The organism is Leptogranulimonas caecicola, assembly GCF_023168405.1.
In the GTDB taxonomy this organism is placed as follows: domain Bacteria; phylum Actinomycetota; class Coriobacteriia; order Coriobacteriales; family Atopobiaceae; genus Leptogranulimonas; species Leptogranulimonas caecicola.
The window spans coordinates 530,807-542,970 of sequence record NZ_AP025285.1 but is presented as its reverse complement, the minus strand read 5'-3'; the positions used below and the strand labels follow the sequence as shown (position 1 = coordinate 542,970).

Genomic DNA, 12,164 nt, shown 5'->3' with positions numbered 1-12,164 from the left:
GGCTGTGTGGGTTACCAGCGGTAGTGCGAGAAAGCACGGTTGGCCTCGGCCATCTTGAAGACGTCCTCGCGCTTCTTCACCGAGGCGCCAACGCCGTTGGAGGCGTCGATGATCTCGTTCGCGAGACGGTCGGCCATGGTCTTCTCCTTGCGGGACCGAGAAAAGCCCACGATCCAGCGGATGGCAAGCGTAGTGGAACGACGGGAGTTTACCTCCATGGGTACCTGGTAGGTGGCGCCACCCACACGCTTTGGCTTGACCTCGAGGGTGGGGCGCACGTTGTCCATGGCCTTCTTGAAGACGGTCAGAGGATCCTGGCCGGTCTTCTCGGCGACCTGATCGAAGGCGCTGTAGACAATGCGCTCAGCGACGGACTTCTTGCCGTCGAGGAGAACCTTGTTGATGAGCTGAGTGACTAAACGGTTGTTGTAGACGGCATCGGGCGCGATTTCGCGACGGGTTGCAGCTGCACGACGCGGCATATAAATCTCCTTAAATGTGCTTTAGTGACGGGAGCGGGTGCTAGGAGCGCTTGGCGCCGTAGCGAGAACGGGACTGCTTGCGGTTCTGCACGGCTGCGCAGTCGTAAGCGCCACGAATGATCTTGTAACGCACACCAGGCAGGTCGCGTACACGGCCGCCGCGCACGAGCACGATGGAGTGCTCCTGGAGGTTGTGGCCCTCACCAGGGATATAGGCCGTAACCTCGATGCCGTTTACCAGGCGCACACGGGCGACCTTACGGAGTGCGGAGTTAGGCTTCTTAGGGGTGGTGGTGAACACACGGGTGCATACGCCACGCTTCTGGGGATTGCCCTGAAGTGCGGGCTTTTGGGACTTAGCCTTGGTGCTCTTGCGGCCCTGACGGACCAGCTGGTTGATGGTAGGCAAGTTTTTTCTCCTTCGTACCTTTTGACACTCACATCGACCGTATGTAAGAGGCGACGCAGCACAACATCGCCTGGATCGGCGCAAGTGAGAATACTATGACTGGTTTTATTCGATGTCAATTGCACACCGGCCCGGGCGTATCCCATTTCACTGGGCCTCCACGGAAGCCCTTCCTGAAAAGCCCTCCCCCTACCCTTACACGGTATCCACACATAAAAAGAAAGCCTCCTTTCAAAGGGAGGCATTCTTTTCAACAGGAACTCACGAGCACCTATGCGAGTGTTTCTCGGCAATTACGACGTTTAGAAGCGCATCACAAGGCGCCGCTCATCCCATAGCGCACAATTAAGCGTTCTTGCGAGGACGGCCGCGCTTCTTGGGGCGCAGTGCCGCGGCACCGCCGTCACGATAAGAGGCACACCAACGGAAGAATGCGCTCTTGGAAGCCACACCGTGGCTCTGCATGGCGTCGCTTGCCGTCATACCGCGATCCAGATGATCCTCGACGGCCTTGAGCTTAGTCTCGTAAGTGTACGAGTTGCGCTGAGCTCCGGTTTGCATAATCCCACCCCGTTACTTTTTGACGCTTGCACGCCAGGGGCTTATCCCCCAGTTTCGCAAGTTAGTTCAGGTAATCGAACGTTGCTGATGAATGGTTACCCGTGTGAAACCTTATATTGCAAGCCAATGCAAAATAGAGCGGATAGAATCCCATTTCACACAAAAGGGAGTCAGTTTCTACGCGAACCTGACTCCCTTTTTTATGTGTCTTGAGACTTACTGAGTCTTATTCGCCCAGCATTTCCTCTTGATGGGTCACCTGGGCCAAAATGTCGTCCAGCGAGTCGATATCCTCGTTGATCGCTTGAGGATTGATGTTATCGGTCGCAGTGCCACCGATAAGCTCCTCCTCATAACCCTGGTGCGTGGAGGGGGCGCGGGTACCGATCATGATGTTGTCGTCGGGAGCAAACACCATGTTGAGCAGCTGGGACAGATCGTCCTCGTCGGCCTGGTCCTCTTCGTCGGGCTCCAGGATGTAGAGCAGGTTGCGAGCCTCCAGACCGTCGCGCAGCTCCTCGATGGCCTTGGCTCCGATGCCGTCGATGTGGAGCAGATCATCCTCGGTCTTGCCGATAAGATCGCCCACGGTCTCGATGCCTACCTCGCTGAACTTGTTGGTCCACCGCTGGGACACCCCAAGATCGTCGAAGAGATGGAGCTTGCTCTCCTCGGAGGACAGCTTGTGGCCGTTCTTGGAGTAGGTGCCGGGAATGTACTCGTCGCCAGTCCATTCAAGCTGCTGAGGCAGCTCGGACTCCAGCGCCTTGAGCTCGTCGGGGGCCCACTCGGGCAGCGCCTTGGAAATGGGAGACGTGGAGGTCTCGATGGGCTGGCCGTGGTAGGTGAGCTCCACATCGTGGTAGGCCTTGAGGCCGGTACCGGCAGGAATCTGCTTGCCCACGATGACGTTGGACTTGAGGTCCATGAGGTTGTCCACTTCGCCCTTGATAGCGGCCTCAGTAAGAACGCCGGCGGTACGGATGAAGGAAGCGCTGGAGAGCCAGGAGTCGATGGAGCTGGCCACCTTGAGGGTGCCCAGGATGGCAGGCTCAGCGGTAGGAGGCGTGCCCCCGGCCATGGCGATCTCGTTGACCTTGTCGGCGAACTCGTAGCGGTCCACATACTGGCCAAGCAGGTACTTGGAGTCACCGGGGTTGGTGATCTGTACGCGGCGCAGCATCTGGCGAGCGATGACCTCGATGTGCTTGTCGTTGAGGTCGACGCCCTGAGAGGTGTAGACCGACTTCACCGACTCCACGAAGGTGTGCATGGTGGACTCGATGTCGGTGAGCTTGCGCAGGTTGCGGAAGTTCACGAAGCCATGGGTGAGCTGGTCGCCGGCGCGCACGATGCAGCCGTCTTCGATGCCAGGCATGAAGCGCACGGAAGCGGGCACGTCTTTGGCCCAAAGCTCGCGGCTGGGATCCTGCTCGTCCACGATGGAGAGCTTGTAGGTGTTTTGCTCAGGCACGATATGCAGCTCGCCCGAGTAGGGAGCCAGATCTGCCTCGCGGCCCAGGATTTTCTCGTTGACGTTGCCTACCACGTCGAACATACGGCCAACGGTAGGCAGGCCCTGGGTGATGTCCTCGGCGCCGGCCACGCCACCGGAGTGAATGGTACGCATGGTGAGCTGCGTGCCGGGCTCGCCGATGGACTGAGCGGCAATGATGCCCACTGCGGTGCCGATATTGACAGGACGGCGGGTGGAAAGGTCCCAGCCATAGCACTTCTGGCAGACGCCGTACTTGGAACGACAGGTGAGCAGTGCACGGAACTTGACCTTCTCAAGGCCCGCGTCCGCCAGGCGCTTGATGTCATCGACGCTCTCGATGTAAGCATCCTTTTCCATAAGAATCTCGCCGGTAGCAGGATCGACCACATCCTCCAGCAGGCAGCGGCCTACCAGATCGACATTTAGGTCGTCGGTGCCAGGAAGCACCAGGCGATAGGACACACCCTCGGTGGTGCCGCAGTCAGCCTCGCGCACAATGACGTCCTGGGCCACGTCTACCAAACGGCGGGTGAGGTAACCGGAGTCAGAGGTGTGCGAAGAGGTGTCCACCAGACCCTTACGGGCGCCATAGGTGGAGATGAAGTACTCCAGAGGACGCAGCCCCTCGCGGAAGTTGGCCTTGATGGGCAGGTCGATGGTGTCACCGGACATGTCTGCCATGAGGCCACGCATACCGGCCAGCTGACGCAGCTGAGTCTTGGAACCACGGGCGCCGGAATCGGCCAGCATGTAGATGGGGTTGTCTTCCGAGAAGCCCTTGAGCATGACGGAACCCAGCTCGTCGGTGCACTTGGTCCAGGCATCGACAACCTCGGTGTGGCGCTCGGCCTCAGACAGGAAGCCCATCTCGTAGTTCTCGTTGATGGTATCGACCTGCTCCTGGGTATCGGCCAGCATCTTCTCCTTCTCCTCAGGGATGACGGCATCCCAGACGGAGATGGTAAGGCCGGCGCGAGTGGCGTAGTGGAAGCCGGCGTACTTGATGGCGTCCAAGATGGGCTCGACGTCTGCCAACGCATAGCGGTCGCAGCAGTCGTTTACCAGACGACCCATGTCGGAGGAGGTCATCTTGTAGTTGATGAAGGGATAGTCGGGCGGCAGGCACTGACGGTTGAAGATCACGCGACCTGCGGTGGTCTCCACACGCACGGCGCCTTCGGTGACGTCGTAGTCAACGTGCTCGTTCTTGGAGGTCATGACACGGAAGAAGAGACGGTCATCCTCCGTCTGCACATTGGCGTCCTCAGGGCCCACACGCACGGAGATCTTGGCCTGAATGTCGAGGTCTGCGCGAGCGTCATAGGCATGGATGACGTCCTCGAAGTCTGCGAAGACGCGAGGCTCTGCCTGCTCCTGGCTGCTCTCGCTGGTGAGGTAGTAGACGCCAAACACCATGTCCTGAGAAGGCACGGTGAGCACCTTGCCCGAGGCGGGAGTGCGAAGGTTGTTGGAGGACAGCATGAGCACGCGGGCCTCTGTTTGAGCCTGCGTGGACAGAGGCACATGCACAGACATCTGGTCGCCGTCGAAGTCTGCGTTGAAGGGCTTGCAGACCAGCGGGTGCAGGTGGATGGCCTTGCCCTCGGTAAGGACAGGCTCAAAGGCCTGGATGGAGAGACGGTGCAGCGTAGGAGCGCGGTTGAGGAGCACCAGACGGTCTGCGATGACCTCTTCCAGCACGTCCCAGACACCGGGCTCCATGCGGTCGATAGCGCGTTTGGCGCCCTTGATGTTCTCCACCTTGCCCAGCTCTACCAAGCGGCGCATGACGAAGGGCTTGAACAGCTCCAGAGCCATGGTCTTGGGCAAGCCGCACTGGTGCAGCTTGAGTTGCGGGTCGACCACGATGACCGAACGGCCAGAATAGTCCACGCGCTTGCCCAACAGGTTTTGGCGGAAGCGGCCCTGCTTGCCTTTGAGGGTCTCGGCGAGACTCTTGAGAGGGCGGCCACCGCGACCAGTGACAGGACGGCCACGGCGGCCGTTGTCAAAGAGGGCGTCCACTGCCTCCTGGAGCATGCGCTTCTCGTTGTTCACGATGATGGCGGGAGCATCCAGGTCCAGCAGGCGCTTGAGACGGTTATTGCGGTTGATCACACGGCGATAGAGGTCGTTCAAGTCAGAGGAGGCGAAGCGGCCGCCGTCCAACTGCACCATGGAGCGCAGATCGGGCGGAATCACAGGAATGACGTCCAGGATCATGTTGGTGGGGTCGTTGCCGCCCTCCATGAAGGCCTCGATGATCTCCAGACGCTTTACGGCCTTCTCGCGACGCTGCTTTTGACCCTTCTCGTCCTGAAGGATGAGACGCAGCTCTTCGGCCGTCTTCTCCAGGTCAATGTCTGCCAAAAGATCGCGCACGGCTTCGGCGCCCATACCGCCATCGAAATAGATGGAGTAGTAGCGCTTCATCTCGCGGAAGAGAGCCTCATCGGCGATGAGGTCGCCTTTCTCGATCTCCATGAACTTGTTGTGGGCCTCCTGGCGAAGCTCGATCTCCTCTTGGTACTCGGCCTCGATATCAGCCTTTTCCAGACGAAGGTCCTCGTCGCTCATGGCCTCTAGGCCCTCGGCGCGATCCTCGGCCACCTGCTCCTCGAGCGCGGTGATCTGCTCGTCGCGCTCAGTCTTGAGTTCCTCGATATCTGCAGCGCAATCGGCCTCAAGCTCGGTGACGTCAGCCTCGCGGGCTTCTTTGTCAACGCGGGTGATCACATAGCTGGCGAAGTAGAGGATCTTCTCCAGATCCTTGGACTTCATGTCCAGAATGCGGGCCAACGGGAAGCTGGTAGGGCTCTTGAAGTACCAAATGTGGCTTACAGGAGCGGCCAGCTCGATGTGGCCCATGCGCTCGCGACGGACTTTGGAGCTGGTGACCTCCACGCCGCAGCGGTCGCACACGATGCCCTTGAAGCGGATGCCCTTGTACTTGCCGCAGGCGCACTCCCAGTCCTTGGAGGGACCGAAGATCTTCTCGCAGAAAAGACCGTCGCGCTCAGGCTTCAAGGAGCGGTAGTTGATGGTCTCGGGCTTTTTGACCTCGCCATGAGACCAGGAGCGGATCTGATCGGCAGACGCCAAAGAGATCTTAATCGCGTCAAAATCTGTGGTATCGAAATCTGCCACGAGGCTACTCCTTCTCGGAATCGATGTCGGCAACGAGGTCTACGGTGGGGGCGCCAATAAGGTCGTCTGCACCAGCAAACACGTCTACGGCATCCTCGGTGACCTGAGCGGGCACCTGGGAAGGCGCCTCCTCGGTCTTGTAGACAATAGGCTCGATATCCAGGGCGAGCGAACGGATCTCTTTCACCAGCACCTTGAAGGCCTCGGGGATAGAGGCGTCGGGCACGTTCTCGCCCTTGACGATGGCCTCGTAGGCCTTCACGCGACCGTTGGTGTCGTCGGACTTGATGGTGAGGATCTCCTGGAGGACGTTGGCCGCACCATAGGCATAGAGGGCCCAGACCTCCATCTCGCCGAAGCGCTGGCCGCCAAACTGCGCCTTGCCACCCAGGGGCTGCTGGGTGATGAGGCTGTAAGGACCAGTGGAGCGGGCGTGGATCTTGTCGTCGACCATGTGGCCCAGCTTGAGGATGTAGCTGGTGCCCACGGTGATCTTGTCGTTGAACGGCTCGCCGGTGCGGCCGTCATAAAGGGTGGTCTTGCCAAAGGAGTTGAGCTGAGGCACGAAGGACTCCATCATGGCGTCGCCGTACTCCTCCTTAGCGCGGTTGATGAGATTGGTGTTGGTACGACGGATGCACTCAGCCACCTCGTCGCCAGTGGCGCCGTCGAAGACGGGCGTAGAGACCGGCATGGGACCGGGCACATAGGTCTCAGAGTTGGCGTTCTCGGTATCCCAGCCATTGGCGGCGCACCAACCGATGTGGCACTCGAGCAGCTGGCCCACGTTCATACGGGAAGGTACGCCCAGGGGGTCCAGAAGGACGTCTACGGGGGTGCCGTCGGCCATGTAGGGCATGTCTTCCACAGGCAGCACCTTGCAGACCACGCCCTTGTTGCCGTGACGGCCGGCGATCTTGTCACCCTGCTGGATCTTGCGGCGCTGGGCCACAAAGACGCGCACCATCTCGTTGACTCCGGGAGGCAGCTCGTCGCCGTTCTCGCGTGCGAAGCGCACCACGTCTACCACTCGACCATAGGCGCCGTGAGGCATCTTGAGGGAGGTGTCGCGCACGTCATGGGCCTTAGCGCCAAAGATGGCGTGCAGCAGGCGCTCCTCCACCGTGGGGGTAGTCTGACCCTTAGGCGTCACTTTGCCCACCAAGATGTCGCCCGGGCCTACCTCGGCGCCGATACGGATGATGCCGTCTGCGTCCAGATTGGCCAGCATATCCTGGGAGAGGTTAGGGATCTCGCGGGTGATTTCCTCAGAGCCCAGCTTGGTGTCGCGGGCGTCGATCTCATGACGGGAGATGTTGATGGAGGTTAGCAGGTCCTCTTGCACCACGCGCTCAGAGATGACGATGCCGTCCTCGTAGTTGAAGCCCTCCCACGGCATATAGGCCACCGTGAGGTTAGCGCCCAGCGCCAGCTCGGAGTGGTCCACAGAAGTGGAGTCAGCCAGGGGCTGCCCTGCTACCACGTGCTCGCCCACCTCGACGATAGGACGATGGTTGATGCAGGTGGACTGGTTGGAACGCTCGTACTTGGGCAGGTCGTAGCGCTCAAGGCCCTCGTCGCCGGCATCGACCACGATGTGAGCGGCGTCTACCTCTACTACGGTGCCGTCGTGTGCCGAGCAGATCAACTCGCCGGAGTCCAGAGCGGCGCGGTACTCCATGCCGGTACCCACCAGCGGGGCCACAGGACGGATGAGGGGCACTGCCTGACGCTGCATGTTGGCGCCCATGAGGGTACGCTTTGCATCGTCATGCTCCAGGAAGGGAATGAGGGTGGCAGCTACAGAGAGCATCTGGCGAGGCGACACGTCCATGTAGTCGATGTCTGTCACGGGAGTCTCGGCAGGGGCGCCAAAGGAGCCGTCATAGTCGCGGGTACGGGCTACGACACGCTCGGCTTCTACCAGCTTGCCCGAGGGATCCAACTCCACGAAGCGGCCGGTCTTGTTGTCGATGGGAGTATCGGCAGGGGCAATGATGTGATCCTCTTCCTCGTCTGCCGTCATCCAGTCGATGATGTCGGTGGCGCAGCCGTCCACCACGCGACGGTAGGGCGTCTCGATGAAGCCGTACTCGTTCACGTGGGCAAAGAGCGCCAACGTGCCGATAAGACCGATGTTGGGGCCTTCGGGCGTCTCGATGGGGCACATGCGTGCATAGTGGGAGTTGTGGACGTCGCGCACTGCGGTAGGCACGTTGGTGCGGCGGCTGGAGCCAGACTTATGGCCCGCCAGACCACCAGGTCCCAAGGCAGAGAGACGACGCTTGTGAGTAAGGCCAGAAAGGGGGTTGGCCTGATCCATGAACTGCGACAGCTGAGAAGAGCCAAAGAACTCTTTGATAGCTGCCACAATGGGGCGAATGTTGATGAGAGACTGAGGCGTGATGTCATCGGGATCCTGGGATGCCATGCGCTCGCGCACCACGCGCTCCATACGGCTCATACCGATGCGGAACTGGTTTTGCACCAGCTCGCCCACGGTACGCACGCGACGATTGCCAAAGTGGTCGATGTCGTCCACTTTCTTGGTGGCATCGCCGTCACGCAGAGCCAGCAGGTAACGAAGGGCAGCCACGATATCCTCTGGGGTGAGCACGTTGACGCCTTCAGCCACATCAAGATCGAGCTTCTTGTTGATCTTGTAGCGACCTACGCGAGCCAGGTCGTAGCGCTGAGGATTGAAGTACAGGCTGTCCAAAAGCGAACGGGCAGCATCCACTGTGGCAGGTTCGCCGGGGCGCTGACGCTTGTAGAGTTCGATGAGCGCCTCTTCACGGGTCTTAGCAGTATCAGAGGCCAGAGCGTCAGCCAACACGTCAGACTCGCCCAGAAGCTCGGTGATCTCCTCGTCGGTCTCAGCGAGGCCCAAAGCGCGAAGCATCAAGGTGGCGCTCTGACGACGCTTGCGGTCAACGGAGACGATGAGCTTGCCCTTCTTGTCAATCTCAAACTCGAGCCAAGCGCCACGTGCAGGAATGAACTGCACCTTGTAGACGTCGACATTGTTGTCGAGCTCTTTAGAGAAGTAGACACCGGGGGAACGTACGAGCTGGGATACCACCACGCGCTCAGTGCCATTGATGATGAAGGTGCCGCGGTCTGTCATAAGCGGGAAGTCGCCCATGAACACCAGCTGCTCCTTGATCTCACCGGTCTCCTTGTTGGTGAAGCGAACCTCCACCAAAAGAGGGGCCTGGTAGGTGAGGTCTTTGGCGCGGCACTCGGCCAAAGTATGGGCCGGATCGCCAAACTCGTGGGTGCCAAAGGTAATCTCCATAGTGCCAGCGTTGTTTTCGATAGGAGAGCTCTCTGCGAAGGCATTCGCGAGCCCCTCCCCCATGAAACGCTCGAAAGATTCCTTTTGGACGGTGATGAGGTTGGGCAGCTCCATCGCAGGGCTAATCTTGCTGAAGCTCACGCGGCCCGTAGCGTCTGTGGAGGTGACGGGAGAGTTTGCGGTACGCACCAGGCATTTCCTCCTTTGAAACGGCATATAGCGGCAATTGTCGCAAATTAGTAATCTAGCCAAGAAACAAAGCTGAGTCAATGCAACTATTGACATCAGAACAGATTCAGATAAACTACAGCACTTTAGGCTCTGACCTGGGGTCTTGTGATCTTAATATATGAAGATTATGTGGATGGCTTTTCTCGGCCAGAATTGACGCCGAGAAAATCATCCACTCCTTTTATGCCAAAAAAGCGGGCCCCCTTCTCCAAAAGAAGAGGACCCGCAAGCTCTTTATGAAAACTAAAAGCTAAGGCCTAGAGATAAGGCACCAGTTACTTGACGGTAACGGCAGCGCCAACCTTCTCGAGCTGCTCCTTGGCGGCCTCGGCCTCGTCCTTCTTGACACCCTCGAGGATGGGCTTGGGAGCAGACTCCACGAGCTCCTTGGCCTCCTTGAGGCCGAGCTTGGTGAGGCCACGGACCTCCTTGATGACGGCGATCTTGTTGTCGCCGAAGCCCTCGAGGATGACGTCGAACTCGGTCTTCTCCTCGGCGGGCTCAGCGGCGCCACCGGCGGCGGGCATAGCGCCCATCATGACGGGAGCGGCGGCGGAGACGCCGAAGGTCTCCTCGAGCTCCTTCACGAGCTCAGAGAGCTCCAGGGCGGGCATGGCCTTAATGGCCTCAATGATCTCATCTTTGGTGACAGCCATTGCTGATCTCCTTCTTAAGTAAGCGGGACACAGATGATGTCCCCCAACGAATGGGTCTGATTAGACCCCTGAAAGACAGTGCGGGCCAACCATGCGGTTGGCGTGCGGGCGCCTGATCGAGCAGACAGGCTAGGCAGCCTGCTGACCAGACTCTGCGTTCTCGGCGACAGCCGTGAGCGCGGTAACCAGACCCTGCATAGGACCGTTGCACACACGGGCGATACCGGTGAGCGGAGCAGCGCAAGCTGCAGCCAGACGAGCCAGCATTTCCTCGCGAGAGGGAAGGTCTGCGATGGCCAGCGCCTGGTCGGCGTTGATAGCCTGTCCATCAGAGATACCACCCAGGAACTCGACCTTGTTGAGCTCCTTAGACGTGGTCTTGATGGCCTTGGCAGCCTCTACGGGATCCACGGCGTAGAACACGCAAGCCGTGGTGCCCTCGAGATATTCGTCGATATTGGGCATATCGTGCTCAGCCAAAGCGATCTTGACGATGTTGTTCTTGTACACCTTCATCTCGGCGTCGGCCTCATGAAGCTTGCGGCGAAGCTCCTGGGCTTCCTTTACGGTAAGGCCGCGATAATCGATGACAAACAGACCCTTGGAGGAGTCCAGGGAGTTGTTGACCTCCTGAAGCATCTCCACGTTTTTCTTAGACGGCATAGGTACACCTCCTTTATGGGCGGATCGGGCATATCCGTGCGAGCACGGGACCTCTCTGCTCCACAAAGAAAGCCCCGTCCGAAAACCAGACGGGGCCCCGAATGCGATGTATCGAGAACCACCTCGGCAGGCGGGATATCCCATTAAGCCGCAAGGGCGGCGCCGGCTGTCTCTGGCAGCGGACATGCGATGGCATGACGTTGCTAGTATGGACGTTTCTCACTCCCTGTCAAGCGCAAGCCTCCTGTGACTAGCTTGTTCACGGAGCTTCCACGAACCCTCAGCTCACAGATGCTTACAGGCTCCAACCTTGCCGAGAAACCTTTCCTACCCACCGGTATCCGCCTCCTGGGTGAGGGTTTCTCGGTAAAAAGAAAGCGCCCTGTGGTGAGCAGGGCGCTACACGTGCGATGGCGGGACGGCAAAGTGGCCGTCAGATGGATCCCTAATCCTCCAGGAGGTTGCGGATCATGGTGGGGTCAACCTTGACGCCCGGGCCCATGGTAGAGGAAAAGGCTACGCTCTTGACATACTTGCCCTTAGCAGAAGAGGGCTTGACGCGAATGAGCTCGGTGATGAGGGCGGCGTAGTTCTCGGTGAGGTCCTCGCAGGAGAAGGAAACGCGGCCCATGGGGACATGCACGATGCCGTAGCGGTCGGCACGATACTCCACACGACCAGCCTTGAGCTCGCTCACCATCTTGGCCACATCCATGGTGACGGTGCCCAGCTTGGGGTTGGGCATGAGGCCACGGGGACCCAGGATCTTACCAATGCGACCGACCTTGGCCATCATGGGAGGCGTGGCGATAGCGGCATCAAAGTCGATGTTGCCAGCCTGGATGGCGGCTACCAGATCGTCGCCTCCCACCACATCGGCACCGGCCTCCTCGGCCTCGCGGGCCTTCTCGCCCTCGGCGAAGACGGCGACGCGCACAGACTTGCCGGTGCCATGGGGCAGGGAGATGGAGCCACGAACGTTCTGATCAGCCTTACGAGTGTCGACACCCAGGCGAATGGAGGCCTCGACGGTCTCATCGAACTTGGCGAAGGAGAGGTCCTTCACAGTCTGCATGGCAGACTTGGGGGTGTAGAGGCGGTTCTCGATCTTGGCCTCTGCGTCGCGATACTGCTTTCCGTGCTTGGGCATAGGAATGCCTTCCTGTGGTCAACGGGCGCAATGGCGTCCTCCCACATCGTTGCTCTGCGGTCTGCAGAG

8 protein-coding genes are annotated in these 12,164 nt (G+C 59.6%); all 8 read right to left on the bottom strand.

From position 1 onward, the window contains the following. Window positions 1-11: 11 nt before the first annotated feature. On the bottom strand, window positions 12-482 hold the full coding sequence (rpsG, locus tag OR601_RS02365) for a 30S ribosomal protein S7 (protein ID WP_136012376.1): 471 nt from the start codon (window positions 480-482) through the stop codon (window positions 12-14). Between the two features lie 40 nt (window positions 483-522). Further along, on the bottom strand, window positions 523-891 hold the full coding sequence (gene rpsL / locus OR601_RS02360) for a 30S ribosomal protein S12 (RefSeq protein WP_136012375.1): 369 nt from the start codon (window positions 889-891) through the stop codon (window positions 523-525). Window positions 892-1,236: 345 nt separating this feature from the next. Next, window positions 1,237-1,452: a helix-turn-helix domain-containing protein gene (locus OR601_RS02355; protein WP_136012374.1), complete on the bottom strand. Its 216-nt coding sequence runs from the start codon at window positions 1,450-1,452 to the stop codon at window positions 1,237-1,239. A 226-nt stretch (window positions 1,453-1,678) separates the two neighbouring features. Beyond that, a complete protein-coding gene (locus tag OR601_RS02350; RefSeq protein ID WP_265592077.1) occupies window positions 1,679-6,097 on the bottom strand; it encodes a DNA-directed RNA polymerase subunit beta' in 4,419 nt (1,472 codons plus the stop codon). Window positions 6,098-6,101: 4 nt separating this feature from the next. Next, window positions 6,102-9,611: a DNA-directed RNA polymerase subunit beta gene (gene rpoB / locus OR601_RS02345; protein WP_369945898.1), complete on the bottom strand. Its 3,510-nt coding sequence runs from the start codon at window positions 9,609-9,611 to the stop codon at window positions 6,102-6,104. 290 nt (window positions 9,612-9,901) lie between these two features. After that, window positions 9,902-10,282 carry a 50S ribosomal protein L7/L12 gene (gene rplL / locus OR601_RS02340; RefSeq protein ID WP_136012371.1) on the bottom strand — a complete coding sequence of 127 codons (381 nt, stop codon included), beginning with the start codon at window positions 10,280-10,282 and terminating at the stop codon, window positions 9,902-9,904. Between the two features lie 129 nt (window positions 10,283-10,411). After that, window positions 10,412-10,945: a 50S ribosomal protein L10 gene (gene rplJ, locus OR601_RS02335; protein WP_136012370.1), complete on the bottom strand. Its 534-nt coding sequence runs from the start codon at window positions 10,943-10,945 to the stop codon at window positions 10,412-10,414. A gap of 445 nt (window positions 10,946-11,390) precedes the next feature. Further along, window positions 11,391-12,095: a 50S ribosomal protein L1 gene (rplA, locus tag OR601_RS02330; RefSeq protein ID WP_265592075.1), complete on the bottom strand. Its 705-nt coding sequence runs from the start codon at window positions 12,093-12,095 to the stop codon at window positions 11,391-11,393. Window positions 12,096-12,164: the final 69 nt, after the last annotated feature.